This is a genomic window from Bradyrhizobium sp. GW821-FHT13H05 (genome assembly GCF_058804065.1).
In genome coordinates this window covers 114,052-137,743 of sequence record NZ_JBXAPO010000014.1, presented here as the reverse complement: position 1 = coordinate 137,743, position 23,692 = coordinate 114,052, and the positions used below count along the sequence as shown (strand labels likewise).

Sequence of the window (23,692 nt, the reverse complement as noted above, 5' to 3'; positions counted from 1 at the left end):
TCACTGGAGCGCGGCATGGCCAAGCGTGTTCTCGCGATCGGCATCGAACCCGGCAGTGCCGATTACAGCGCATTCCCGCAGCTCACGCCGGAGCTCGTGCGCAGCTATATCGAGACCCAGCTATTGCGCCTGCGCGATCTCGGCTACGAGGTCACGAGCTGTCTGATCGATCTCGACGCGACCGCTGAAGCCGGCGTCGCAGCGGCGCTGCGCGACCAGCGCTTCGACTGCATCGTGATCGGCGCGGGCCTGCGCGAGCCGAAGGAGCGCCTGCTGATGTTCGAGAAGGTGCTCAACCTTGTGCATCGGCTGGCGCCGGAAGCTGCCATCTGCTTCAACACCACGCCGGCCGACACCGCGGAGGCCGTGCAGCGCTGGATCGAACCATAGCCGCGCTGCCGCAGACAATTGTGGTCGGCGGCTCGGTGATCCATCATCATGACGCTCGGCAAACGCCCGCATCCGGCATGTCGGGGTTGCACGGTCTTTTCTGGCGTGCGCACCATGGATGGTGCATGGTGCGATCAATGCAATCTTTCCGGGTGCGAAAATTCCATGCGGGCCTCCCCGATGTTCAGAGCCGCCATCATCATTGCCCTCGCCTTTGCCCTGTCCGGCTGCGATGCTTTTGGCGCGCTGAAAGACGGAATGCAGCACGCGCAGGCCGTCGAGGGTGATCTCGCGCAGTCGACCGGCGTCAGGCCGCAAGTCGGCTTCAACTGGCACAATGGACGCCTCACATTGGTGACCGTCACGTTCCCGAGCCTTTATCAAAAGAAGCCTCTGGGCGATCTTGCCGGCCTCGTGCGCGAGACGGTGACCAGGGAATTCAAGCAGGCGCCGGACACGATCGTGCTCTCCTTTGCTCTGGCCAAGGGCCCCTCGGTCTGAGGGCCGCATGCGCGGCTGTCGCGACATGCCGGCCCCTTGGCGCAGCGGGCGAGGGCGGGTGGACCGCGACAATGGGTCTGGCCCGGGATGGTCCCGAACGCTATGACTGGCAGCGTCAACCGGGAGGATTCGGGATGCTTCGAGCTATTGGAATGGCGGTGTGTCTGACGGTCGCGATGGCGGTGCCGGCACATGAGGCGGCGGCCCAGGATGCCGTCGGTGGCGCGATCATCGGCGGTGTCGGCGGAGCGATCCTCGGCGGCGCGCTCGGTGGAGGCCGTGGCGCCGCAATCGGCGCCGTCGTCGGTGCCGGCACGGGCGCCGCGATCGCCTCCGAAGGCGATCGCCGCCGCTCCGGCTACTACGCCTATCAGCGTGGCTGCTACATGCAGCGCCCGGACGGGTACTACGTTCGGGTCGATCCCCGTTATTGCTATTGATCGATCAGCCGCCGGCGTCACAGGATCGACGGCGGCTGCCGATAGATGGGGCGGGCAGGGGTGAGTATCGGCGACGCGAGCCGCCGTCCCGAGATGGTGGGTCGCATGAGTTTCCGATCTCGCATGTGCCGGTGGCTGCTCGCCGCGATCGTGGCCGGCAATCTCGTCGGAGCCGGGGCCGCCCGGGCGCAACAGATTCCAGCCGACGAACCCGCGTTTACCGCTTTCGTGGCAGAGCGCATCCGCGCCGAGATTCGTGACACTCCGGTCGTGATCAAGGGACCGCTGACGCTGTCGGTCGGTCCTCTGCAGGCCAACCTCGATCGCATCTACGCCTTCTGCAAGGCCAACACGAGTGCCTGTGCCAAGGAGATCGGCACCTTCGTCAGCGGCGTCAAGGCAACGACGAGCAGCCGGAACGATCCCCCGACCAGGGCGGCCCTGCGGGTGGTCGTGCGCTCGGCGGATTACATGCGGCAGGCGCTTCGGGAGGTCGATGCGCGCGGCCCGGCCCTGATCCGGCCCTTGGCAGAGGGGCTGGTGATCGTCCCGGTGCTGGATTCGCCGCGGGCGGTCAGGGTGTTCAATGACCGGGATCGTGCTGCGCTCGGCTTGACGCAGGATCAGGTCTTCGACATCGCCATCGCCAATCTGCGCAGCAGCATGAAGCCGATCACGACCGTCGCAAAAGCGGTCCCATCAGGACAATTCGGCACGCTGACGGGGGACTATTATCAGACCAGCCGGCTTGCGCTGCTCGACAGCTGGGCGCCGCTCGCGGAAGCCCAGGGCGGTGTCCTGATCGTCGCGGCGCCGTCGGCGGATCTCCTGATTTATTCAAGCGAAGACAGCAGCACTGCAATCGATGCGCTGCGCACGCTTACGAAGAATATGATGGCGCGCGCGCCGAAGCCATTGTCCGGAGCGCTGCTGCGCTGGACGCCGAAGGGGTGGCAACTCGTTCGGTGAGGTGCTCTCTTGCGGGGCGGCCGCTCTGCTCAACTCTTGCCGGGGTCTGCCGGCATGATCTGGAGCAGCGGCTCCGGCTGGATCGAAATCTGGCCGGCGAAGGGCCGGTCATGTGCGGCGATGAGCAGCACCGAGGTGGCGACGCCCGTCGCGAACAGGCCCATCGCGATCGCCGATCCCAGGCGGTTGTCGCAGTGAACGAGGCCGATCACCAGCAGCGCGCAGGCGGCCTGGAGGTACAGGCACCACCATTTGACCGGATTCACCGCGGCGAGGCTGACGATGATCCGCTGCCGCCGCGCATCCAGCGCCTGCTCCAGCGTTGTGATGAGCTCGCGCTGCACGTTCGCCTGGCCGGTGCCCTGCGGCGTCATCGCGACGACGAGCTGCAAGGCTTCCGCGAGCGCAGGCGGGGTCACCTTCAGCGTGGCCTGCTGATGCGCCATCATCGGCCATTCCACCGCGACGGCCTGTCCGACATAGTCGCGCACCAGGCCGCGCAGCTTGGCCTCCTGCTCCGCCGGCAGGCCTCCGGCCAGCAGCACCGCGCTGCGCAGCGCGCTGGCCTCGCGGCTCACCGCGGCGCCGGCGCGGTCGCCGTCGCCCCAGACCTGTGCCGCAGTGAAGGCGACGAACAGGCCGAAGATGATGCCGAGCACCGGCAGCATGCCCGGCGAGATCGCCTTCAGCGATTTCGCTCGCTCCTCGGTCGCGGCAAGCGCGACGCCGGCGAAGATCGCCGCGGCGAAAAGGTAGGTGAACCCGAAGATCACCAGTGCCATCAAGGGCAGCGGCAGATTGTGCAGCCAGTCGCTCATGCCCTTCTTGCTAAATGATTCGGCGCCCTGGAGCAGCCGCGTGGCCGCGAAACTTGGCGTGACTGCTCCTGCCGGCGCAGAGCTTGCTGCTCTCGTCGACCCGCTCAAGCCTGAAAGGCGCGAACCAGGTCCTTGCGATACGTCGCATCCTTTTCCCGCAGGGAGCCGCTCCGTGCCGAAAGGTCGAGATCGAGATAGATCTCAGGATTGCCCTCCGTCAATTCGAAGAAAACCTTGCAATTCAGTCGCGCGATCTGGGCGAACGGCACATTCGGGGGATCGGCTGTCAGGATGATGAGGCTCGTTCTCACCAGCGGATCGAAGCGGAGGTCTGCGCGAGGAACGTCGGCATATTCGGCAAGGATGTCGACCAGGCCATCGCTCGCAGGACCGGTGCGCGACCAGTCGCAGATCGCGACCGGACCGTGGGACATCGTCAGGGTGATCGCAAAGCCGAATGCATGTCCGCGGTGCTCGCCGCTTGCGCGCAGGTTCAGGCTTGCATCGCTGACCTCGACCGATTCCAGGCTGAACGCAATCGGTAGCCAGGGGCGTTCTGCTGCGACCTGATTGGACCGCTCGATGTCTGCAAGAACTTCCGGTGGCAGGTTCCTGATGAAGGTGGCGACCCTGGCGGCTCTGGTGAGCTGGGCCCGTCGCACGTACCATTGCGAGCCCAGGGCAAGAGCGCCCATTCCGAGGAATACTGCAATGGGGGCCAGAAAGGTGAGTGGAGATGGGGCCGCCGGAGGCGGTGGGCCTACCTTGTAGACCGGCATGGGGTCTCCGAGCGCCCACTGGGCGCGGGAATCTCCCTTGGCTGCGAGTGGGCCCAACAGCCGCGCTGCCGCCTGAGCATCGCCGCGACGGAGAGCGTCCATGCCGTCCTCGAATTGCCCCGCGGTGGCGATGCTGGCCCATGCCAGCGCGCAGCCAATCGCCGCGAGGACCAGCGCAAAGCGATGTCTCATGGTCATGGGTGGTGGCATCATCCGCGCGTCCTAGATCAGCCGCATCCCGCGCAAACTGGCATGCCCGCTTCTGCCCACGATGATATGATCGTGGACGGCAATTCCGAGCGGTTTTGCGATCTCGATGATCGCCTTGGTCATCTGGATGTCGGCCTGTGACGGCGAGGGATCGCCGCTGGGATGGTTGTGGACGAGGATCAGCGCGGTCGCCGACAGCTCCAGCGCGCGCTTGATCACCTCGCGGGGGTAGACCGGGGTGTGGTCGACGGTGCCGGTCTGCTGTACCTCGTCGGCGATCAGCTGGTTGCGCTTGTCGAGGAAGAGCAGGCGGAATTGCTCCTTGTCGGAAAACGCCATGCTCGAGCGGCAATAGTCGATCACCTCGTTCCAGGACGACAGCGCGTTGCGGCTGTTGACCCCGCCCTTGGCGACGCGATGTGTCGCCGCCGCGATCAGCTTGAGCTGGTGGATCGCGGATTCGCCGATGCCGTCGACCTCGCGCAAGCGCGCCACCGGCGCATGAACGACCTCGGCGAACGAGCCGAAAATCTTGATCAGCGTCTTTGCCAGCGGTTTGGTGTCGCGCCGCGGCAGCGCCGGAAACAGCGCCATCTCCAGCAGCTCGTAATCGCTGAGCGCATCCGCGCCGGCGCTATAGAAGCGCTCGCGCAGCCGCTCGCGATGGCCGAGATAATGCGGCGCGTCCTCAGGCTTGCTCTTGTCGTGGTCGGCTTTGGCGGGCATCGGCCGCAGCATCGCCGCGTCGGGGAAGTTTTTCAACCGGCAATTGTGGGCGCCCCTCATGGCCTCCGCATGGGCACGGTCACCGCCACTACACCCATGACGATGAGCGCCATGCCGGCCAGCATCGACCATGTAAAACTCTCGCCAAGGAATGCGGTCCCGAGCACCACGGCGAAGCCCGCGCGCAGATAGCTTCCGCTCGTCGTCCCGAGCGGGCCGAGTGTGCGGATCAGGCGGAAATAGATCACCATGGCGAGCGCGGTGCAGATAACGGCGAGCACGATGACCGCCGCGATGGACTCCATGGGCGGCGGCGGTAGCGTCCATGGCTGCTCGAACAGGACGGCCGCAGGGACCATCAGCGCTGCGGCGCAACTCATGGCCCCAGCCGCGGTGACGATTGCTGGCAGGCCCGAGAAGCGCTGTCCCCATATCGGTGCGAGCGCGTAGCACAGGCTCGCGCACAGCACCGCGACCTGAGCCAGCGGAGCCGCCGTGCCGATTCCCGAGAGTGCATCGGCCCCCATCGTCACGATAACGCCGGCGAGGCCGAGCGCGACGCCGATGATCTTCCGGCCGCTGACGGTTTGCCGTCCGCGCCCGGTCGTCAGCGCAATCGCGAGCACGAACATCGGCGGCGTCGCATTGAGCACGCCGGCGAGACCGCTTGCGATATGCATCTCGCCCCAGCTGATCAGGGTGAACGGCAGCGCGCTTTGCAGCAGTCCTTGCACGAAGAAGGCCACCCACACCGACCCTCGGCCGGGAAGGGCGTGTCCCTGCGCGCGAGCGATCACGACCAGCAGAATGGCCGCGATCGTCACGCGTGCGGCGACCATCGTGACGGGCGGGATCGAGGGGATCGCGACCTTGATCAGCGTGAACGAGCTGCCCCAGACCAGCGAGAGCAGCAGCAGAAGCCCGATTTCGAGCGCGAGAGGGGGTCCTGACGTCGTGTGTTGCGGCTGCGTGTGCATTGCGAATCTGATCCGGGATGGACAGGGACCATGATCCGGCGCGGCGGCGCAGGCTGGCCGAATTCGGACCTCATCGCCCGACTGAGTCCGATTTCGGCTACCCGGTGAGTTCGGATGAAACTATGATTCCGCCATGACGAAAGTCCTGGCGAAGGTTTCCGCGCAGCAGCTGACATTGCCGCCGCATCTCGATTGGGAGACCTGCGACCGGGCTCGGCTGGCGCGTGTGCGCGCGTTCGACGGGCTGTTCTTCTCTGGCGTCCGCTCGACGCGGATCTACTGCCGGCCGGTCTGCCCGGTTCGTCCGGCGCGCTCGGAGAACGTGACCTTCTACCCGACCGCTGCTGCCGCAGAGCGGGCCGGCTTTCGCCCATGTCTGCGTTGCCGGCCGGAAACCGCGCCGGGGTCGCCGGCCTGGATGGGGACCGTCACCACCGTGGCGCGCGGGATGCGCCTGATCAATGACGGTTTCCTGGATCGTGCGTCCATGGCGGAGCTTGCCGAGGCGCTTGGGGTCGGGCCACGCCATCTCTTGCGCCTTTTCATGCGCCATGCCGGCGCAAGCCCGAGCGAGATCGCGGCAACACGGCGCGTGCAGGAAGCCAAGCGCCTGATCGATGGGACCGATATGACCCTGGCGGAGATCGCGTTCGCCGCGGGTTTCGGCAGCGTTCGCAGATTCAACGATGCCTTTGCCGCCACCTACAAGCGGCGGCCATCGTCATTCCGCCGCCGCTAGGACGAGGCGCCGGGCTCACCCGATCTGCTTCTCGCCGTGCCGCTCCGACAGCGTAAAAATCTCGACGCCGGTGGCGGTGACGCCGACGGAGTGCTCGAACTGCGCCGACAGCGAGCGGTCGCGGGTCACCGCGGTCCAGCCGTCGGAGAGAATCTTCACATGCGGCTTGCCGAGATTGATCATCGGCTCGATGGTGAAGAACATGCCGGGCCTGAGCACGACGCCTTCGCCGGGCCGGCCGATATGGATGATGTTCGGCTCGTCGTGGAACATGCGGCCGAGGCCGTGGCCGCAGAAATCGCGCACCACGCTCATGCCCTGTGGCTCGACGAAGCTCTGGATGGCGTGGCCGATGTCGCCGGTGGTGGCGCCGGGCTTCACCGCCGCGATGCCGCGCATCAGGGATTCGTACGTCACCTCGATCAGCCGCTCCGCCTTGCGGGCGATCGGGCCGACCGCGTACATCCGGCTGGAATCGCCGTACCAGCCGTCGACGATGAAGGTGACGTCGATATTGACGATGTCGCCTTCCTTCAGCGGGCGGTCGCCGGGCATGCCGTGGCAGACCACGTGGTTGAGCGAGGTGCAGGTCGAGTAGCGATAGCCGCGATACATCAGCGTCGCCGGATAGGCGCCATGATCGAATGCGAAGTCGCGGACGAACTGGTCGATGCGCTCGGTCGGCACGCCCGGCCCGACGATGTCGGTGAGCTCGTCCAGGCACTTCGCCACCAGCGCGCCTGCCTTGCGCATGCCGGCAAAGGCGCTCGGTCCATGCAGCTTGATCTGTCCGGTCTTGCGCAGCGAGGTATCGGTGGCTTCGACGTAGCTCATGCGGGGCGGTCTTCTGGGCTCAAATCTCGATATCGGCGGAAGGGCTTGATTTCAGGCCCCAATCTAATGATCGCGGGCCTTCATGCAAGCCGGGCGTGCACCTTGCGCCCGAAACCGGGCCTAATTCGGGACTTCTACGGTGGTTTCCACCGGCAGGGCGCCGCCGCGGACGCGGATTTCGCGGACGGGGTAGGGAACCCGGATGCCCTCGCGCTTGAAGGCGTCCCACAGCGCCAGCATCACGTCGCTTTTGACATTGTCCATGCCGTCGGGATCGGCAAGCCAGAGGGTCAGCGAGAACTTCATCCCGGCTTCCGCGAACTCGGTCAGGATGCAGTTCGGCGGCTTGGCCTTCTGCGCGCGGGGATGGGCGATAGCCGTCTCGATGGCGAGCTTGCAGACCAGCCTTGGGTCGGCGTCGTAATTGGTGCCGAAGGCGATCTTCACCAGTGTATTCTTGTCGGTATAGGTCCAGTTGACCACCTTCTGCGTCACCAGATCCTCGTTCGGCACCAGGAATTCGCGGCCGTCGCCGGCGGCAACGGAAATATAGCGCGTCTTCATCGCGCTGATGCGCCCGGTATTGTCGCCGATGGTGACGAGGTCGCCGGGCTTCACCGATTTGTCCGCGAGCAGGATGATGCCGGAGATGAAATTGGCGACGATCTTCTGCAGGCCGATACCGATGCCGACGCCGACTGCGCCGGAGAAGACTGCGAGCGCAGAGAGATCGATACCGACTGCGCCGAGCGCGATGACGATCGCGATCGCAAGCAGGCCAATACGGATGATCTTGACCAGCAGCACCTGGACCGAGGGCGTCAGATCGGTGGTCGAATTGATCCGGCTCTCGGCGAAATTGCTGGCGATGTTGGTGCCCCAGAGCGCAATGAGCAGCAGCGCGCCGGCCTTGATCACCAGCAGCGGCGTCAGCCGCAGGCCGCCCAGCACGATGGCGAAGGAATCGAGCAGATCCACCGTCGCATCGAGCTGGCCGATGATGGAGAGCGCCGCGACGAACCAGGCCGTGATCGACACCAGCTTGACGATAAAGGCGTTGCGCAGCACCGAGGTCACCAGCCGGATCGCGAGCCAGGCCAGCCCCAGCTTGGCGGCGACCATCAGCAGGTAGGAACGGCTCGGCCAGGTCGCGTGATACATCGCCACGCGGGAGACGATCACGAGCAGCGTGAACACCGCCGTCGAGGCGCTGGAGACCATCACGCGGGCGAAATGCCGGAGCGGCAGCGGCCAGCGCATCGCCAGCGACGTCATGTCGACGCGGTTGCGAACGGCGGCTTCCGCGGCATAGGCGATGCCGGCTGCGGCGAGAATGAGACCAAATTGCAGGTAGAACCAGGGTGAGGAGATTTCCGCCCCGACGCTGCGTGCGGTGGTCTGCACGAACTCCATGAAGTCTTTGAGGTCCATGTCCATCGGTCTCGTCGGGAAGCGGGGCGGGAGGATTTTGATTCGAGGGCGCCGCAGAATCCCACAAAGGGCGCGGCCGGGCCATCGATACACCGCGAAGTGAAGTGCGCAAAAGCCGTAAAATGCGGGCAGATTGCCGCGAGCCGGAGAAAATGGGTTGGCGCGCCGGGGCCGCGACGATAAGGATGCATAAGCACATGTTTTTGAGACGGGAAATTTCGCCGGGGCGGCGCACTTCGCCTCTCCCCGCTTGCGGGGAGAGGCCGAAATTCGAGCGCAGCTTGAATTTCGGGTGAGGGGGACTCTCCACGAGCCCAACTCTCACCGCCCTCGCGGAGGCTCCCCCTCACCCCACAAGCGGGGCGAGGGAGTGCACGGCCGGTGGCCCCCTGACTAAATTCGTCGATCTCCCGGAGTAACCGCAACAGCGCATGGCCTCTCTCGACTCCGTCAGCCTCGCCATATTGCTCGGCGCCGTCCTCGTCATGGCCGGTATCCTGTCGAGCCTGCTTGCGCTGCGTTTTGGCGCGCCCCTGCTGCTCGTGTTCCTTGCGATCGGCATGCTCGCCGGCGATTCCGGTCCCGGCCAGCTCCAGTTCGACGACGTCCGCACCACCTATCTGGTCGGCTCTGTCGCGCTCGCCTTGATCCTGTTCGACGGCGGCCTGAAGACGCGCTTTGCCAGCATCCGCACCGTGCTCGCGCCATCGGTGGTGCTTGCCACTGTCGGCGTGCTGCTGACCGCGCTGGTCACGGCGCCGTTCGCCAAATACGCGCTCGACCTCAACTGGACGGAGGCGCTGCTGGTCGGCGCCGTGGTGGCTTCGACCGACGCCGCCGCGGTGTTCCTGCTGGTGCACACCCAGGGCCTGCGCCTGCGCCCGCGCGTCGGCGCGACGCTGGAGGCCGAATCCGGCACCAATGATCCCTTCGCGATCTTCCTCACCTTGATGCTGGTCGAATACATCTCGCTGGGATCGAGCTCGGCAGGCCACGTGGCGATGGAGTTCATCCAGGAGGCGGCGCTGGGCGCCGTCGTCGGCTTCCTCGGCGGACGCCTCGTCGTCATCGCGCTCAACCAGGTGGCGCTGCCGCAGGGGCTGCATGCGCCGTTCGTGACGACAGGCGCGCTGGTGATCTTCGGCGGCTCGCAGATCATGCATGCCTCCGGCTTCCTTGCGGTCTATCTCGCCGGCATCATCATCGGCAACCGGCCGACCCGCGCGCATAATTCGGTGGTGGCCTTCCTCGATGCCGCGACCTGGCTGGCGCAGATCGTGATGTTCGTGCTGCTCGGCCTGCTGGTCTCGCCGAGCCGGCTCGGCTCGAGCGTGCTGCCGGCGGTCGGAGTTGCGTTCGTCCTGATGCTGGTCGCGCGGCCGCTCGCGGTGTTCGTGTGCCTGGCGCCGTTCCGCTTCAACTGGCGCGAAAAAATCTTCATCGCCTGGACCGGCCTGCGCGGCGCCGTCGCGATCTTCCTGGCGTCGATCCCGATGCTGGTGGGGCTGTCGAAGGCCTATCTCTATTTCGACGTCGCCTTCGTCGTCGTCATCATCTCGCTCTTGCTGCAGGGCTGGACGCTCGCACCCGCCGCGCGCAAGCTGCATGTCGCGCTGCCGCGCGCCGAGCGCGGTCCGCGCCGCGTCGAGCTGGATCTGCCCGGCCAGCTCGAGCAGCAGCTGGTCGGCTATCCGGTGCGGCCCAAGAGTCTCTATTTCCGCCGCGGCCTGATCCCGTCCTGGTCGAAGCCGACGCTGGTGATCCGCAAGGAAAGCATTTTGACGCCGGTGGAAGCCGAGCCGATCGCGCCCGGCGACTACATCTATCTGCTGGCGCCGCCGGAAAAGGCCGAGGCGCTCGATCGCTTCTTCGTCGACATGCAGCCGGGCACCGCGCCCGATCCGCATCTGCTCGGTGACTTCATGGTGTCAGGCGAGCACACGCTGGCCGAGCTTGCGGAGATCTACGGCGTCAAGGTGAGCGAGGACGAGGGCAAGCTCACGCTCGCCGACTATTTCGACGTCCATCTCGACCGCGCGCCGAAAGAGGGCGCCGAGCTCGCGCTGGACGAGATCGTGCTGGTCGCGCGCAGCATCTCCGGCGGCCGCGTCAACCTCGTCGGCCTGCGTCTGCCGGAAGACGAGGAAGCGCCGGTACCGCTGACGCGCAGCCAGACGCTGCGGAAGAAGCTCGCGGAGCTGTGGGCGTCGGTGGCGGGGGTGTAAGCGGGGCTCGTGTCCCGGACGCGCTGCAGCGTGCAACGCTGCTGCGCTGAGCCGGGACCCAGAATGCCGCAACATGGGCCCCGGACGCAGCGCACCACTTCGTGATGCGCTGCGTCCGGGGCACGGAGAGTGCGTCACACCCCCGCCGGCACCACCTCGCGCCAATGCCGCGCGATCGCCGCGCGTGGCGCAACCCAGGCCGCGCTGTTGCCCGCGATATGCGCCAGAATCCGGTCCAGCGCGCCGATCCGCCCGGGGCGGCCGATCATGCGCAAATGCAAACCAATCGACATCATCTTCGGCGAAATATCGCTTTCACGCGTCAGCCACTCGAAGGCGTCGATGACGTAGTCGGCGAAATCCTGCCCGCTGAAGCGACCGGCATTGTAGTACTGCATGTCGTTGGTATCGAACGCATAGGGCAGCACCAGATGCTGCTTGCCTGAGACCTCGCGATAGTACGGCAGGTCGTCATTATAGGCGTCGCTGTCGTAGAGGAAGCCGCCGTCCTCGACCAGCAGGCGCCGCGTGTTCGACGAGGTCGCCGAGCGCGTGTGCCAGCCGACCGGGCGTTGCCCGGTGACGCGTTCGATCGTCGCCACCGTCTTGGCGATGACCGCCCGCTCGCTTGCCTCGTCCATGTCGGCATGGCTCTGCCAGCGCCAGCCATGGGCCGAGACTTCGTGGCCCCGCGCGATCGCATCGCGCGCCAGCTCCGGCGAGCGCTCGACGGCACGGCCGCAGGAGCTCACCGTTGCCTTGACGCCGTAGCCGTCGAACAAATCCATGATGCGCCACCACGCCGCGCGCGTGCCGTATTCGAAATGGCTGTCGATGCAGGAGTCCGGGCCGTCGAGCTTGTGCACGACCTCGTAGATCGCCTCGTTGCCGGTATCGCCGTCATTGATGGAGAATTCCGAGCCCTCCTCGAAATTCACCACCAGCGACACGGCGACGCGCGCGCCATTGGGCCAGCGCGGGTTGGGCGGCTTGCCGCGATAACCTGCGAAGTCGCGCTGCGAAGATTTTTGTTCGTTGCTCATGAGATCAGTCCGAGGTTCCGGCCATGCGGTGCAGGCCGACGACGCGGTCGCTGACGAACAGCAGGATCACTGTGCCGGCGAGGATGAGGGTGGAGAGCGCTGCCAGCGTCGGGTCGGGCGCCTCCTCGATATATTGCAGCATCCGGATCGGCAGCGTCTTGGTGCGGACGTCCGCGAGGAAGATCGACACCGGATAATTGTCGAACGAGGCCAGGAACGAAAAAATTCCCGCGATCAGGAACGACGGCGCCAGTGCCGGCACCATCACCCGCAGCACGCTGCCGGGATAGGTGCAGCCGAGCGTGCGCGCGGCCTCGATCAGCGTGAAGTCGAACCGCGCAAGTCCCGCGATCATCGTGCGCGCGACGTAAGGCAGCGTGATCACGAGATGCGCGACCAGCAGCGTCGCCCAGGGAGCGGTGAAGCCGACCGCGCGAAAGCCCTGCAACAGCGCGATGCCGAGCACCAGGCCTGGCATCATCAGCGGCGACACCAGCGCGGTGGCAAAGATGCCCGCGCCCGGCAGCTTTCCGCGCGCGATCGCGATGGCCGCGAGCGTGCCGCAGACCAGCGAAATCGCGGTCGAGAACAGCGCGATCTGGAGCGACAGCAGCAGCGATGGCCAGAAGCCGTCGAGCCGCCCGATCCGGCCGTACCAGCGCGTCGATGCGCCCGTCAGCGGCAGGTCGAACACCGGCGTCGGCGAGAAGCTGGCGGCCGCGATCACCAGCAGCGGCACGAGCAGGAACAGCGCCAGCCCGATCGCCATCACCCAGCAGACAATGATTGCGGCTCGCGTCATCACCTCGGCTCCCGTGACAGGCGCGCGCTCAGCGTCACGACGGCAATCGCGATTCCCAGCAGGACGACGCCGGCGGCGGCGCCGAAGCCGGGCTCGCGCGCGAGCAGATAGGCTTTTGCGATCGTGGTCGCGAGCGTCGGATATTTCTCGCCGATCAGCAGCGTCGGCACCACATAGGCGGAAACCGAGAGCGAGAACACCAGCGCGACGCCGGCGATGATGCCGGGCAGCGTCAGCGGCAGGATCACGTGAAAGAACGTCACGACCGGCGAGGCGCCGAGCGTGGAAGCGGCTTCCGCATAGCGCGGATCGAGCTGGGCCACGATGGCGTAGATCGGCAGGATCATGAACGGCAGGAAGATGTTGACCGCGCCGACGATCAGCGCGGTCTCGGTAAAGATCATCCGGATCGGGTCTTCGATGATGCCGAGCGCCATCAGCGTCTCGTTGACGATGCCGTCGCTGCGCAACAGGATCGTCCAGGCGAACGCCTTGACGATGACGCTCGCCGCAAGCGGCAGGAACAGCGTCGCCAGCAGCACGGAACGCAGCGCACCGCGGGCGCGCGCCAGCGCGAAAGCGGCGGGATAGCTGATCAGGAAGGCGATCAGCGTGGTGAGCAGCCCCAGCCGCAGCGAGTTCCAGATCACGCCGAGATAATAGGACGTGCCGAGCAGGCGCTTGTAGTGCGCGAAGGTCAGTCCGTCGGCGTCGACGATGCTGACGCCGAGCAACAGCACCAGCGGCAGCGCGAACACGCCGGCGATGATGACGAAGGATGGCAGCACGAATCCGATGGCGGTGAGCCGCTCGCGATCGACCGCGGGCGCGGCCAGCGGCACGGGAAGTGCGGCCTCGGTCATGCCTGCGCCTCCATCGGAAACGCAAAGGTCTCGGTCACAGGCCAGCTCAGGCGGATCTCGTCATGCACGCGCGGGATCGCGCCATCACGCCCGGAGAGTTCGGCGAGCAGGCTTTCGCCGGCGCCGGCATCGACCTCGACCAGCGTGCGCGAGCCCTGGAATACGACGGAGCGGACGCGCCCGGCCGCGGAGTTGGCTTCGCCCTGCTCACCGAGGCGAAGCTGCTCGGGGCGCGCCGCGACGATGACGGGCGAGCCCGCCTGGAAATTGCCAAGCGCCGAGAGGCGGCCGACTTTGGTCTCGACATCGACCTTGCCGTTGTCAGCCGCCAGCACCGTACCGGCAATCCGCGTCGACAGCCCGACGAAATTGAGCGCGAACAGGCTGGCGGGCCGCAAATACAGCTCGCGCGGCTCGGCGAGCTGCTCGATCCGCCCCTTGTTCATGACCGCGACGCGGTCGGACATGGTCAGCGCCTCGTCCTGGTCGTGCGTGACGAAGATCGCGGTCGCCTTGACGTCCTGGAGCAGCCGGCGCAGCTCGACCTGCATCTCCTCGCGCAGCTTGCGATCGAGCGCGGACAGAGCCTCGTCGAACAGCAGCACATCAGGCTCGACCGCGATCGCGCGCGCCAGCGCCACGCGCTGCTGTTGGCCGCCCGACAGTGCCGAGATGCGCCTGCTGGCGAGATGGCCGAGCTTGACCAGCGACAGCGCGCGCTCGACGGTCGTGTCGATCTCGCGTTTCGCCGTGCCGCGCACCTTCAGTCCGAATGCGACATTGCCGGCGACGGTGAGATGCGGAAACAACGCGTAGCTCTGGAACACGACGCCGACATTGCGCTTGTGCGGCGGCACGTTGGTGATGTCGCGCCCGGCGAGCTCGACCTTGCCGGAATCAGGCTGTGCCAGCCCGGCGATGGCGCGGAGCAGCGTGGTCTTGCCGCAGCCGGAGGGGCCGAGCAGCGTGACGAGTTCGCCGCGGCGGATGGTGAGATCGATGTGATCGAGCACCGTGGTCGGCCCGTAGCGCTTGGAGACGCCGCGGACGACGAGATGCGGGCTGCTCTCGCTCATGTCATCTCCTTGCTCCAGCGGTCCACCCAGCCCGCGCGGTTCTTGGCGACGAACGCCCAGTCCGGCGCGAACAGCGTAGCGGGATCAGGAAAACCCGCCGGCGTCGGCGTGCCCTTGTTGGTCGGCGCGACGAACGCCTTGTCGGCGAGGATGGTCTGCGCCTCCGGGCTCAGGAAGAAGTCGATCACGGCATCCGCGAGATCGCCGGCCGGTGCGCCGTTCACCTTGGCGATGCCGGACGGCATGGCAAACCCGCCGTCCTGCGGCACGGCGAGATCGACCGGTGACCCCTCGGCCTTGCGGATCAGCGTGTAGGCCGAGAACTGGCCGCCGATCATCCAGGCCTCGCCCTGCTCCATCAGATTGATGGCCTGCGGCGCGTTGGTATAGACGTTCAGCAGGTTCGCCTTCAGCTCCTTCACCTTCTTGAAGGCGGCGTCGATCTCGTACTGCGCTTCCTTGTAGGGCTTGCCGGTCTCGAGATGCGCAGCCGCAAGAAGCGTCCAGAAGCCTTCGGTGTTGGAGAGCGACGGCACGATCACCCTTGAGGCGTATTTCGCGTCCCACAAATCGGACCATTTGGCGGGCGCCGTCTTCATGCGCTTGGTCGAATAGGCGATGCCGGCCCAGGGTCGCTGGTAGTTCGCCCACATCCCGTCCTGGTGCACCGAGCCGTCCACGAGCTTGCCGAGATTGGCAATGGACGAAGCCGACATCTTCGTGATCAGGCCGTCAGCCGCTGCCGGCAGCATCACCGGATCGTCCATGATGACGACGGAGATTTTCGGCGCGGCCTTGTCGGCCTGCATCTTCTGGAGATTGGTCAGCGAGTTGGTGCCCTCATAGAGCACCTTGCAGTCGAGCTTTTTCTCCAGCACCGGAAACAGATCGGCGTTGAAATATTTCGCGGCGCCCGCGGGGCCGCCGATGACGATCTCCTTGGGGGCGGCGCGCAGCCGCCCCGGGGCCGCCAGAACCGCGGCAAGCGCCGCGCCGGATTTCAGAACGCTGCGTCGGGAGAGGGTGAGCATGGGCGTATCCCGTTTGTTGTGCGTAAAGCTTGCAGCGAAGCAGCAGCAAGCGCCATGCCAAATGTGCACATTTTTATAAAAGTAAGTAATTTCAGTATCTTGGTTCAGGTATTGATCTGGCGATCGCGCAGTCGCGCAGAAAATGTGCACATTTTTGGAGGTGACGCTGCGCATCCTTTGGGCCTAGCTAGCGCCATGACGACGCAGCGCAGGCGAAACGGCAAGACAAACGGCAAGGCGAATCCGGCAGAGGACGAGGCGGTCTATCAGGCCATCCTGCACGCGCTGCTGGAGGGCAAGCTGAAGGCCGGCACCAAGCTCGCCGAGCCGCCGCTCGCCGACATCTTTGGCGTCTCCCGCGAGCGCATCCGGAAAGTGCTGCACCGGTTGGGCGCAGAGCGGCGGCTCGAGATGATCCCCAACCGCGGCGCCCGTGTGCCACGCCCGACGCTCGACGACGTCCGCAGTGTTTACGAGGCGCACCGCGTGCTCGAAGCCGGCGTGCTGACGCAGCTCGTGCGCTTGGTCGACGACGCCCTGATCGAAAAATTGACCGCGCATCTCGCCGAGGAGCGCGCCGCCGCGACGCGCGGCGATCGCGCAGCGTCGGTGCGGCTGTCAGGTGCGTTCCACGTCCATCTGGTCGAGGCGCTCGGCAATGCCGAGCTCACGCGCTTCCTCGCCGATCTGCTCAGCCGGTCCTCGGTGATGGTCTCGGTCTACGAGCCGGCGACGGATTCGATCTGCGCGGTGGACGAGCACGGCGCCATCGTCGAAGCGTTGCGCGCCCGCGACGTCGCACGGGCCATCGCCGTCTCGCGCGAGCATTTTCTGCACGTGGAGAGCCGGCTGCATCTGGATGATGCGGTGCCGGCAGCCGAGGATTTGGCGGCGGTGTTCGGGGCGGTGAAGCCGAAGCGGCGGAAGCGCTGATTATTCGCGCCGACCTCTCCACGCGTCATTGCGAGCGTAGCGAAGCAATCCAGTCTGCCGCCGCGAAAAGATTCTGGATTGCTTCGCTGCGCTCGCAATGACGGGGTTGGGCCATAGGCCTTCATCCAGGCTGCGGCCTCACGTCAGCACCTTCACCCCGCCGAACGACGTCACGCGCCCCTGCTTCAGCATCACGATCTGCGTCGCCAGTTGCCGCAGCTCGGCGACGTCGTGGCTGACATAGACCATGGGGACATTGGCCTCGTCGCGCAGCCGCACCAGATACGGCAGAATCTCCAGCTTGCGGCCTTCGTCGAGCGCGCCGAGCGGCTCGTCGAGCAGCAGCAGGCGCGGTTTTGACAGCAGCGCACGCCCGAGCGCGACGCGCTGGCGCTCGCCGCCGGAGAGTTTTCCGGGGCGGCGATCCAGCAGCGCGCCGATGTCGAGCAGCTCGATGATGCGCTTGTGCTGGGCAGGATCGGGCGCAAGGCCGTTCATCCGCCGGCCATAGTCGAGATTCTGTGCGACGTTGAGATGTGGAAACAGCCGCGCGTCCTGGAACACATAGCCGATGCGACGTCGCCAGGTCGGGACATGGATGCCGGCGGCGGTGTCGTCCACGGTCTCGCCGTCGATCACGATGGTGCCGCGGTCGGGCCGCAGCAGGCCTGCGATCATGTTGACCAGCGAGCTCTTGCCCGCGCCTGAGGCGCCGAACAGGCCGATGACGCGGCCTTCGCTGCTGAAGGACGCGGACAGCGAGAATTCGCCGAGCTGTTTTTCGACATCGACCCGCAGCATGATCAGTTCCCGTGCAGGCGTTTTGTGGCGCGGCGGGCGAACCATTCGGCTGATATCAGCGCGCCCAGCGCCAGAATGACCGAGACGATCACGAGCCGGCCTGCGGCGGCATCACCGTCGGGCGTCTGGATAAGCGAATAGATCGCCGACGAGATCGTCTGGGTCTCGCCGGGGATGTTGGAGACGAAGGTGATGGTGGCGCCGAACTCGCCGATCGCCTTGGCAAAGCCGAGCACCATGCCGGCGAGCACGCCGGGCAGCGCGAGCGGCAGCGTCACCGTGAAGAACACTTTCCACGGTGCCGCGCCAAGCGTTTCGGCCGCCTGCTCGAGCCTGCGGTCGATCGCCTCGATCGACAGCCGCATCGGCCGCACCAGCAGCGGAAACGACATGATCCCGCAGGCGAGCGCAGCGCCGGTCCAGCGAAATGCGAAGACGATGCCGAGATGATCGGCGAGGAAGCCGCCAACGAGGCCGCGGCGGCCGAAGGTGAGCAGCAGCAGATAGCCGGTGACGACAGGCGGCAGCACCAAGGGCAGATGCACGACGGCGTCCAGCACCGACTTGCCCCAGAAATCCTTGCGGGCGAGCAGCCACGCCAGCGCAATGCCGAACGGCGTTGCCACCAGCGTGGCGATGACGGCGACCCTGAGCGAGAGCAGGATCGCCGTCCATTCGGCGGGAGAGATGTCGAGCATCAAGCAGCGAACATCAGGTCGTGGGGCTGACCAGGAACTTGAAGCCGTATTTCTCCAGAATGGTCTTGGCGGCCGTCGAGCGGAGGAAGGCGAGATAGTCGTTGGTCTCGCCCTTGGCCGTCGTGGTCGCGGCGACCGGATAGATGATCGCGGGATGCGAATCGGCCGGGAAGGTGCCGACGATCTTGACGCCGGGCTCGACCTTGGCGTCGGTGGAATAGACGATGCCGAGGTTGGCCTCGCCACGCGCCACCAGCGTCAGCGCCGCGCGCACGCTCTCGGCCATCGCGAATTTCGGCTCCGCCGCGGTCCAGGCGCCGAGCTTCTCCAGTGCAGCCTTGGCGTATTTGCCGACCGGCACGGACTTGACGTCGCCGGTCGCGATCTTGCCGTCGCCGGCGAGCTTTGCGAGATCGAACCCCTGCGCGATCGTGACATTGTCGATCTTGGAGTCTTTCGGCGCGATCAGCACGATGCTGTTGCCGAGCAAATTGACTCTGGAAGGCTCGTTGATGGTCTTCTTGGAGATGGCGTAGTCCATCCAGTCGGTGTCGGCGGAGACGAACACGTCGGCCGGTGCGCCCTGCTCGATCTGCTTGGCGAGCACGGAGCTTGCGGCATAGCTGACGCTGAACTTGACGCCGGTCTTGGCGGTGTAGGCCGCGTCGATCTCGTCGAGCGCGTTCTTCATCGAGGCGGCCGCGAACACGGTGATGGTCTTGTCCTGCGCGGCGGCAGGCGGGAGGGCCGCGCTCGCGAAGAGGACGAAGGCGGTGAAAAGTCCGGCGATACGAATCATGGATTGCGCTCCGTGCGAGCTCGCGCGCACAAATGCACGCGCAAATCTGGCGTTGGGTTAAGTCAGGTCGCGACGGGGCGGAAGCGCTGTTCCACGGGACCTTGCAACGGCTTACGGCCGGCAGGGATATCGCAGCTGCGAAGATAGCAGGCCGGGGCCTCAGGTCAAAGGCGACCGTTTGTCTAACCTATTGGGCCGGCAGGATCGCGATCGAGAGCGAATTGTCCCTGGCGCCGCTGATCTGGACCACGAAGGGCTGTGCCGACAGCTGGTATTTCATGGTCTTGCGGATGCCGTCGCAATCGGTGGCGCCGCTGAAGGCCACGGGCTTGAGGAAATGCCCGTCCTGGACCACGTCGACCCAGGCCCCGCTGGACAGGCTGATCGTGTAGAGGCCTGCCTTCGCGGCCTTGACGCTGGTGAAGCCGGCAAAGCTGCCGTCCTTCGGCGCCCGCTCCGGCGGCGTCGGCAGCTTGGCGTCCGCAGGCGCGACCAGGCCCAGCGTGATGGCCGATGACGGCAGCGCGGCTTGCTCGGCCCCTGACGCGAGCTTGGCACGGTCCGGCGCGGTCAGCGCAGCGCGCTCGCGCTCGATCGGCCATTTGAACTTGTCGCAGCCACTCGGCTCTTCGGCGGCCAGAGCGGAAGTCGCGCCGAGCGAAAGCGCAGCGAGGAAAGTGAGGACGCGCATGTCAGATCTCATCGTTGGCCACGCAAAAGATGCGGGCTTGCGGTCAGGCTTGTCGAACGACGGGATGCGCATCCCGGAATGCCGCGGGCTTACGGCACGGCGGCAGGGCGATCCTAGCGCATTTCAGCGCACTGAGACCAGCGGGCTGACGAACTTGTTACGGCTTCGCATCGCCTGCGTGCAGCACCACTTTGCAGGCCGCCGGCATCTGCGCCAGCGTCATCGGCGGTTTCGGCTTGGGCGGCTCCGGCGGGGGCTTCGGGTGCAGCACGCCGTCGCTGAACCAGTAGGCAAGATCGGCGGGCTTGCAGCCCTCATCCTCGGATTGCGACGGCTGGCCCTCGCATTCGCCGGCGCTCTCCGGGCAGCGCATGCGGATGTGGAAGTGATAGTCGTGGCCCCACCATGGCCGGATCTTCGACAGCCATGAGCGGTCGCCCTTGGCCTTGCGGCACAGCGCCTTCTTGATCGCGGCATTGACGAAGATGCGCTGCACCGCCGGCTCCTGCGCCGCGTCGCGCAGCACCAGCACATGGGCAGGCGTGAACACCTTCGGATCGATGTCGAGCCGGTCCGGCCGCACCATCATCACCGCCGACATCTCCTCGCGCTCCTCGCGCGAGAGCCGATGGTCCGGCATCGGCGTCAGCCAGATGTCGGCATCGAGCCCGACCTGGTGGCTGGCATGGCCTGACAGCGCCGGCCCGCCGCGTGGCTGGCCGATGTCGCCGACCAGGATGCCCGGCCAGCCCGCGTCCTTGTGCGCCCTGGCGGCAAGGCGCTTGATCAGCGCGATCATGTCGGGATGGCCGAAATTGCGGTTACGCGACAGCCGCATCACCTGCCAATTGTCGCCGTTCAGCGGCATCTGCATGGCGCCGCCGATGCAGCCCTTGGTGTAGGAGCCGATCACACGCGCCGGCCCGGTCGAGGGCAGCAGTTTTCGTGCGAACAGCTCCCTGGCGCCGATCGTGGGATCGTTCGGATTGGCCAGCGGCGGCAGCGGCTTCGGGGTCACGCTGCCCTTGTCCTGGGCCAGCGCGCCGCCGGCAGCCAAGACTTTTATGACGACGAGCGTCATGACAAGCAGGAGAGGGGCGATGCGGCGGGGACTCATGCTGACACCCTTATAGCCCAACCCCACGCCGATGCCGCACACGATCTTCTTCCATCCAGAGCCCCGTTCTCAGTCCATTGGAACGGGAATGTTTCCAGCTCGTCACAAAGTCGCATGCCGGCAGGCCGTTTTTAACGGCGTGATAACCGTATGCTGCATTGACCAAAATTCATGCGCGGAGTGAGGAATATCCGCGGGCCGCATGCAATTGCGCGCGATCGCGGAAATGATTCAAGCGAGCGCGCAATTTTGCGCCAGCGTTCCCGTCCGATTGCGACGGTCGGGCAGGTTTGGTGCGCGCATCAGCGGTATCGCGCCTTGCAAACAGGCAACGAGGTGTGCCCCACACGGCCTGAAGCGACGATGCGGCCGCCGAAGATTACTTTTTTTTCAGACACTTGCCCCAAGACTTGCGACCGCTGGGCGTGATTGGGACGAGTGAAGTTGAGTTTGGGGTCTCGAAAACCAGGGAAGCGAAAGCGCAACGAGCGTGCGATGGCCGGCCGCCGGCCGCGCAAGCCGCGATTCGCGCGCGCGCCGCATCCGCCCGTCCAGCACGACGAGCTCGTGCAGAGCCGCGCGGAAACCGAGGCCGCCATCACCGAGGCGCGCAAATCGCACGAGCGGCTGCGCCAGGCCGTCGACCTGTTGCCGCAGGGCATCGTGATCCTCGACCCCGAAGGCCGCTACGTTCTCTGGAACAAGCAATATTCCGAGATCTACAGCAAGACCGCCGATCTGTTTGCCGAAGGCGCGCGCCTCGAAGACACGCTGCGCGTCGGCGTTGCCCGCGGCGACTATCCGGAAGCCGCCGGCCACGAGGAAGAGTGGATCGCCCAGCGGCTGAAGAAGCTCTACGAGCCCGGCAAGCGTCATGAGCAGACGCTGTCGGACGGCCGCGTCATCCTGATCGAGGAGCGCCGCACCGACGACGGCGGCGTGGTCGGCCTCCGCGTCGACATCACCGAGCTGAAACAGCGCGAGGCCTCGTTCCGCCTGCTGTTCGACGGCAATCCCGTCCCCATGATCGTCTGCGCGCTGGACGACGAGCGCATCCTCGGCGTCAACGATGCCGCGGTCGCCCATTACGGTTATAGCCGCGCCGAATTCGAGAAGCTGAAGATCCGCTCCTTGCAGGCCTTCGACAGCGAGCCGCCCTGGACCATCGATCGATCCAGCGAGGAGCAGGCCGGGCACACCTGGAAGCACGTCAAGGCCGACGGCGCGCTGATCGACCTTGCGATCTATTCCCGCGAACTGACCTATGCCGAGCGGCCCGCGGTGCTGCTCGCGCTGATGGACATCACCGAGCGCAAGCGTGCCGAGGCGCGGCTCGCCTTCATGGCCCAGCATGACGGCTTGACCGGCCTGCCCAACCGCAATTTGCTGCGCCAGCAGGTCGACGAAATGCTCGCGCACACGCGGCGCAGCACCGACAAGGTTGCGCTGCTGATGCTGGGGCTCGATAATTTCAAGGCGGTCAACGACACGCTGGGACATGCGATCGGCGACAAGCTGCTGCGCGGCGTTGCCAAGCGGCTGCGCTCCACCTTGCGCGAGGAGGACGCGCTGGCGCGGCTGAACTCCGACGAGTTCGCGATCGTGCAGAGCGGGCTGACGCGCCCCGAGGACGCCGTGATGCTGGCAAAACGCCTGCTGGAAGCCATCTCCGATCCCTATCTGCTCGACGGCCATTCCGTGGTGATCGGCGCCTCGATCGGCATCGCGATGGCGCCGGGCGACGGCGATGATTCCGAAAAGCTGCTCAAGAACGCCGACATGGCGCTGTCGCGCGCCAAGCTGGACGCCCGCGGCACTTTTGCGTTTTTCGAGGCTGCGCTCGATGCCAAGGCGCAGAGCCGCCGCAAGATCGAGGTCGAGCTGCGCGACGCGATCCAGAACGACGTGCTGCGTCCCTATTACCAGCCGCTGATCGACCTCTCGAGCGGTCGCATCACCGGCTTCGAGGCGCTGGTGCGCTGGCCGCATGCCGAGCGTGGCATGGTTTCGCCGGCCGAGTTCATTCCGGTCGCCGAGGAAACCGGCCTGATCAATCCGCTCGGCGGCCTGATGCTGCGCCGGGCGTGCCTCGACGCCGTAACCTGGCCCGACGACGTCCGCGTCGCCGTCAATCTGTCGCCGCTCCAGTTCCGTAGCGGCAATCTGCTCTCGGTCGTAACGGACGCGCTGAAGCATTCCGGCCTGCCGCCGCGGCGCCTCGAGCTCGAGATCACCGAGACCCTGCTGCTGGAGAAGAGCGCCCAGGTGCTGGCGACGCTGCATGCGCTGCGCGCGCTCGGGGTGCGCATCTCGATGGACGATTTCGGCACCGGCTACTCCAGCCTCAGCTACCTCAGAAGCTTCCCGTTCGACAAGATCAAGATCGACCAGTCCTTCGTGCGCGATTTAGGGGCCAACCGCGAGGCCCAGGCGATCATCCGTTCCATCGTCAGCCTCGGCAAAGGCTTAGGCGTCACCATCACCGCCGAAGGCGTCGAGACCGAAGCCGAGCTGAGCTGCCTCCGCGCCGAAGGCTGCGACGAGGGCCAGGGTTTTCTGTTCAGCAAGGCCCGCCCGAATATCGAGATCATCAGCCTGCTCGCCGCGCAGCGCGGCATCGATGGCACCGACGACGAAGACGCCGCGATGGTGGCGTGAGGCGATACTGACGTAGGGGGCGCGCCGCTCTCTCGGTTAACCTCTCCCGCTTGCGGGAGAGGTCGCGCCGAAGGCGCGGGTGAGGACTCTCTCCACGCTGGGACTCCCACCGCGGAGACACCCTCTCCCCAACCCTCTCAG

The 23,692-nt window shown here is 66.1% G+C and carries 24 protein-coding genes; 8 read left to right on the top strand and 16 right to left on the bottom strand.

Features of this window, described 5'->3' with window-relative positions:
* Positions 1-15 precede the first annotated feature (15 nt).
* From AC1RR3_RS30840 to AC1RR3_RS30825, 4 genes are all read left to right on the top strand, one after another.
* Positions 16-390 (top strand): hypothetical protein, encoded by a 375-nt coding sequence (locus tag AC1RR3_RS30840; RefSeq protein ID WP_492827753.1) that lies wholly within the window; start codon positions 16-18, stop codon positions 388-390.
* A gap of 48 nt (positions 391-438) precedes the next feature.
* Positions 439-891 carry a hypothetical protein gene (locus AC1RR3_RS30835; RefSeq protein ID WP_492827751.1) on the top strand — a complete coding sequence of 151 codons (453 nt, stop codon included), beginning with the start codon at positions 439-441 and terminating at the stop codon, positions 889-891.
* A gap of 134 nt (positions 892-1,025) precedes the next feature.
* Positions 1,026-1,331, top strand: coding sequence for a YMGG-like glycine zipper-containing protein (locus AC1RR3_RS30830; RefSeq protein ID WP_492827749.1), 306 nt, complete (start codon positions 1,026-1,028; stop codon positions 1,329-1,331).
* Positions 1,332-1,436: 105 nt separating this feature from the next.
* A complete protein-coding gene (locus AC1RR3_RS30825; protein ID WP_492827747.1) occupies positions 1,437-2,300 on the top strand; it encodes a DUF1444 domain-containing protein in 864 nt (287 codons plus the stop codon).
* A gap of 29 nt (positions 2,301-2,329) precedes the next feature.
* Here AC1RR3_RS30825 and AC1RR3_RS30820 read toward each other — a convergent pair whose 3' ends face one another.
* From AC1RR3_RS30820 to AC1RR3_RS30805, 4 genes are all read right to left on the bottom strand, one after another.
* On the bottom strand, positions 2,330-3,118 hold the full coding sequence (locus AC1RR3_RS30820; RefSeq protein ID WP_492827745.1) for a bestrophin-like domain: 789 nt from the start codon (positions 3,116-3,118) through the stop codon (positions 2,330-2,332).
* Positions 3,119-3,222: 104 nt separating this feature from the next.
* The gene (locus AC1RR3_RS30815; protein WP_492827743.1) at positions 3,223-3,897 is read right to left on the bottom strand and encodes a hypothetical protein; all 675 of its coding nucleotides are present in this window, start codon (positions 3,895-3,897) and stop codon (positions 3,223-3,225) included.
* A gap of 222 nt (positions 3,898-4,119) precedes the next feature.
* Positions 4,120-4,833 carry a RadC family protein gene (gene radC, locus AC1RR3_RS30810; protein ID WP_492827855.1) on the bottom strand — a complete coding sequence of 238 codons (714 nt, stop codon included), beginning with the start codon at positions 4,831-4,833 and terminating at the stop codon, positions 4,120-4,122.
* A gap of 56 nt (positions 4,834-4,889) precedes the next feature.
* Positions 4,890-5,810: a DMT family transporter gene (locus AC1RR3_RS30805; protein ID WP_492827741.1), complete on the bottom strand. Its 921-nt coding sequence runs from the start codon at positions 5,808-5,810 to the stop codon at positions 4,890-4,892.
* Between the two features lie 133 nt (positions 5,811-5,943).
* Between AC1RR3_RS30805 and AC1RR3_RS30800 the strand changes: the two genes are divergently transcribed.
* Positions 5,944-6,549, top strand: a complete 606-nt coding sequence (locus tag AC1RR3_RS30800; RefSeq protein WP_492827739.1) for a bifunctional transcriptional activator/DNA repair enzyme AdaA — start codon at positions 5,944-5,946, stop codon at positions 6,547-6,549.
* Positions 6,550-6,564: 15 nt separating this feature from the next.
* Here the strand turns inward: AC1RR3_RS30800 and map are convergent, their stop codons facing one another.
* Both map and AC1RR3_RS30790 read right to left on the bottom strand, forming a co-directional pair.
* Positions 6,565-7,383, bottom strand: a complete 819-nt coding sequence (map, locus tag AC1RR3_RS30795; protein ID WP_492827737.1) for a type I methionyl aminopeptidase — start codon at positions 7,381-7,383, stop codon at positions 6,565-6,567.
* 120 nt (positions 7,384-7,503) lie between these two features.
* Positions 7,504-8,820 carry a mechanosensitive ion channel family protein gene (locus tag AC1RR3_RS30790; protein WP_492827735.1) on the bottom strand — a complete coding sequence of 439 codons (1,317 nt, stop codon included), beginning with the start codon at positions 8,818-8,820 and terminating at the stop codon, positions 7,504-7,506.
* A 425-nt stretch (positions 8,821-9,245) separates the two neighbouring features.
* Here AC1RR3_RS30790 and AC1RR3_RS30785 point away from each other — a divergent pair, with 425 nt between their 5' ends.
* Positions 9,246-11,039, top strand: a complete 1,794-nt coding sequence (locus AC1RR3_RS30785) for a potassium/proton antiporter (protein ID WP_492827733.1) — start codon at positions 9,246-9,248, stop codon at positions 11,037-11,039.
* A 134-nt stretch (positions 11,040-11,173) separates the two neighbouring features.
* Here AC1RR3_RS30785 and AC1RR3_RS30780 read toward each other — a convergent pair whose 3' ends face one another.
* Genes AC1RR3_RS30780 through AC1RR3_RS30760 form a run of 5 tightly spaced genes read right to left on the bottom strand, consistent with a single transcriptional unit; the run spans position 11,174 to position 15,854 of the window.
* Entirely contained in the window at positions 11,174-12,082 is a 909-nt protein-coding gene (locus AC1RR3_RS30780) for a polysaccharide deacetylase family protein (RefSeq protein ID WP_492827732.1), read from the bottom strand.
* Between the two features lie 4 nt (positions 12,083-12,086).
* Positions 12,087-12,884: an ABC transporter permease gene (locus AC1RR3_RS30775; RefSeq protein WP_492827730.1), complete on the bottom strand. Its 798-nt coding sequence runs from the start codon at positions 12,882-12,884 to the stop codon at positions 12,087-12,089.
* Positions 12,884-13,747, bottom strand: coding sequence for an ABC transporter permease (locus AC1RR3_RS30770; RefSeq protein WP_492827728.1), 864 nt, complete (start codon positions 13,745-13,747; stop codon positions 12,884-12,886). Before AC1RR3_RS30770 ends, AC1RR3_RS30775 begins: the two co-directional genes overlap by 1 nt.
* A complete protein-coding gene (locus AC1RR3_RS30765) occupies positions 13,744-14,823 on the bottom strand; it encodes an ABC transporter ATP-binding protein (RefSeq protein WP_492827726.1) in 1,080 nt (359 codons plus the stop codon). Before AC1RR3_RS30765 ends, AC1RR3_RS30770 begins: the two co-directional genes overlap by 4 nt.
* Positions 14,820-15,854: an extracellular solute-binding protein gene (locus AC1RR3_RS30760; RefSeq protein WP_492827724.1), complete on the bottom strand. Its 1,035-nt coding sequence runs from the start codon at positions 15,852-15,854 to the stop codon at positions 14,820-14,822. The genes AC1RR3_RS30765 and AC1RR3_RS30760 overlap by 4 nt, the downstream gene beginning before the upstream one ends.
* A gap of 195 nt (positions 15,855-16,049) precedes the next feature.
* Here AC1RR3_RS30760 and AC1RR3_RS30755 point away from each other — a divergent pair, with 195 nt between their 5' ends.
* On the top strand, positions 16,050-16,787 hold the full coding sequence (locus AC1RR3_RS30755) for a GntR family transcriptional regulator (RefSeq protein WP_492827722.1): 738 nt from the start codon (positions 16,050-16,052) through the stop codon (positions 16,785-16,787).
* A gap of 138 nt (positions 16,788-16,925) precedes the next feature.
* Here AC1RR3_RS30755 and modC read toward each other — a convergent pair whose 3' ends face one another.
* From modC to mepA, 5 genes are all read right to left on the bottom strand, one after another.
* Complete coding sequence (gene modC / locus AC1RR3_RS30750; protein WP_492827720.1) at positions 16,926-17,588, bottom strand: molybdenum ABC transporter ATP-binding protein; 663 nt, start codon at positions 17,586-17,588, stop codon at positions 16,926-16,928.
* Between the two features lie 2 nt (positions 17,589-17,590).
* Positions 17,591-18,286, bottom strand: a complete 696-nt coding sequence (gene modB / locus AC1RR3_RS30745; RefSeq protein ID WP_492827718.1) for a molybdate ABC transporter permease subunit — start codon at positions 18,284-18,286, stop codon at positions 17,591-17,593.
* Between the two features lie 13 nt (positions 18,287-18,299).
* On the bottom strand, positions 18,300-19,085 hold the full coding sequence (gene modA / locus AC1RR3_RS30740; protein ID WP_492827716.1) for a molybdate ABC transporter substrate-binding protein: 786 nt from the start codon (positions 19,083-19,085) through the stop codon (positions 18,300-18,302).
* Between the two features lie 187 nt (positions 19,086-19,272).
* Positions 19,273-19,776 (bottom strand): hypothetical protein, encoded by a 504-nt coding sequence (locus AC1RR3_RS30735; RefSeq protein WP_492827713.1) that lies wholly within the window; start codon positions 19,774-19,776, stop codon positions 19,273-19,275.
* A gap of 157 nt (positions 19,777-19,933) precedes the next feature.
* A complete protein-coding gene (mepA, locus tag AC1RR3_RS30730) occupies positions 19,934-20,893 on the bottom strand; it encodes a penicillin-insensitive murein endopeptidase (RefSeq protein WP_492827711.1) in 960 nt (319 codons plus the stop codon).
* Positions 20,894-21,388: 495 nt separating this feature from the next.
* Here mepA and AC1RR3_RS30725 point away from each other — a divergent pair, with 495 nt between their 5' ends.
* Entirely contained in the window at positions 21,389-23,551 is a 2,163-nt protein-coding gene (locus AC1RR3_RS30725; protein ID WP_492827709.1) for an EAL domain-containing protein, read from the top strand.
* Positions 23,552-23,692: the final 141 nt, after the last annotated feature.

What these genes read in the sequence shown, in the direction of transcription:
- AC1RR3_RS30840 (WP_492827753.1), top strand. Translation starts at nt 16, where the DNA reads ATGGCCAAGCGTGTTCTCGCGATCGGCATCGAACCCGGCAGTGCCGAT.
- AC1RR3_RS30835 (WP_492827751.1), top strand. Translation starts at nt 439, where the DNA reads ATGACGCTCGGCAAACGCCCGCATCCGGCATGTCGGGGTTGCACGGTC.
- AC1RR3_RS30830 (WP_492827749.1), top strand. Translation starts at nt 1,026, where the DNA reads ATGCTTCGAGCTATTGGAATGGCGGTGTGTCTGACGGTCGCGATGGCG.
- AC1RR3_RS30825 (WP_492827747.1), top strand. Translation starts at nt 1,437, where the DNA reads ATGAGTTTCCGATCTCGCATGTGCCGGTGGCTGCTCGCCGCGATCGTG.
- AC1RR3_RS30820 (WP_492827745.1), bottom strand. Translation starts at nt 3,118, where the DNA reads ATGAGCGACTGGCTGCACAATCTGCCGCTGCCCTTGATGGCACTGGTG.
- AC1RR3_RS30815 (WP_492827743.1), bottom strand. Translation starts at nt 3,897, where the DNA reads ATGCCGGTCTACAAGGTAGGCCCACCGCCTCCGGCGGCCCCATCTCCA.
- radC (WP_492827855.1), bottom strand. Translation starts at nt 4,833, where the DNA reads ATGCCCGCCAAAGCCGACCACGACAAGAGCAAGCCTGAGGACGCGCCG.
- AC1RR3_RS30805 (WP_492827741.1), bottom strand. Translation starts at nt 5,810, where the DNA reads ATGCACACGCAGCCGCAACACACGACGTCAGGACCCCCTCTCGCGCTC.
- AC1RR3_RS30800 (WP_492827739.1), top strand. Translation starts at nt 5,944, where the DNA reads ATGACGAAAGTCCTGGCGAAGGTTTCCGCGCAGCAGCTGACATTGCCG.
- map (WP_492827737.1), bottom strand. Translation starts at nt 7,383, where the DNA reads ATGAGCTACGTCGAAGCCACCGATACCTCGCTGCGCAAGACCGGACAG.
- AC1RR3_RS30790 (WP_492827735.1), bottom strand. Translation starts at nt 8,820, where the DNA reads ATGGACATGGACCTCAAAGACTTCATGGAGTTCGTGCAGACCACCGCA.
- AC1RR3_RS30785 (WP_492827733.1), top strand. Translation starts at nt 9,246, where the DNA reads ATGGCCTCTCTCGACTCCGTCAGCCTCGCCATATTGCTCGGCGCCGTC.
- AC1RR3_RS30780 (WP_492827732.1), bottom strand. Translation starts at nt 12,082, where the DNA reads ATGAGCAACGAACAAAAATCTTCGCAGCGCGACTTCGCAGGTTATCGC.
- AC1RR3_RS30775 (WP_492827730.1), bottom strand. Translation starts at nt 12,884, where the DNA reads ATGACGCGAGCCGCAATCATTGTCTGCTGGGTGATGGCGATCGGGCTG.
- AC1RR3_RS30770 (WP_492827728.1), bottom strand. Translation starts at nt 13,747, where the DNA reads ATGACCGAGGCCGCACTTCCCGTGCCGCTGGCCGCGCCCGCGGTCGAT.
- AC1RR3_RS30765 (WP_492827726.1), bottom strand. Translation starts at nt 14,823, where the DNA reads ATGAGCGAGAGCAGCCCGCATCTCGTCGTCCGCGGCGTCTCCAAGCGC.
- AC1RR3_RS30760 (WP_492827724.1), bottom strand. Translation starts at nt 15,854, where the DNA reads ATGCTCACCCTCTCCCGACGCAGCGTTCTGAAATCCGGCGCGGCGCTT.
- AC1RR3_RS30755 (WP_492827722.1), top strand. Translation starts at nt 16,050, where the DNA reads ATGACGACGCAGCGCAGGCGAAACGGCAAGACAAACGGCAAGGCGAAT.
- modC (WP_492827720.1), bottom strand. Translation starts at nt 17,588, where the DNA reads ATGCTGCGGGTCGATGTCGAAAAACAGCTCGGCGAATTCTCGCTGTCC.
- modB (WP_492827718.1), bottom strand. Translation starts at nt 18,286, where the DNA reads ATGCTCGACATCTCTCCCGCCGAATGGACGGCGATCCTGCTCTCGCTC.
- modA (WP_492827716.1), bottom strand. Translation starts at nt 19,085, where the DNA reads ATGATTCGTATCGCCGGACTTTTCACCGCCTTCGTCCTCTTCGCGAGC.
- AC1RR3_RS30735 (WP_492827713.1), bottom strand. Translation starts at nt 19,776, where the DNA reads ATGCGCGTCCTCACTTTCCTCGCTGCGCTTTCGCTCGGCGCGACTTCC.
- mepA (WP_492827711.1), bottom strand. Translation starts at nt 20,893, where the DNA reads ATGAGTCCCCGCCGCATCGCCCCTCTCCTGCTTGTCATGACGCTCGTC.
- AC1RR3_RS30725 (WP_492827709.1), top strand. Translation starts at nt 21,389, where the DNA reads ATGGCCGGCCGCCGGCCGCGCAAGCCGCGATTCGCGCGCGCGCCGCAT.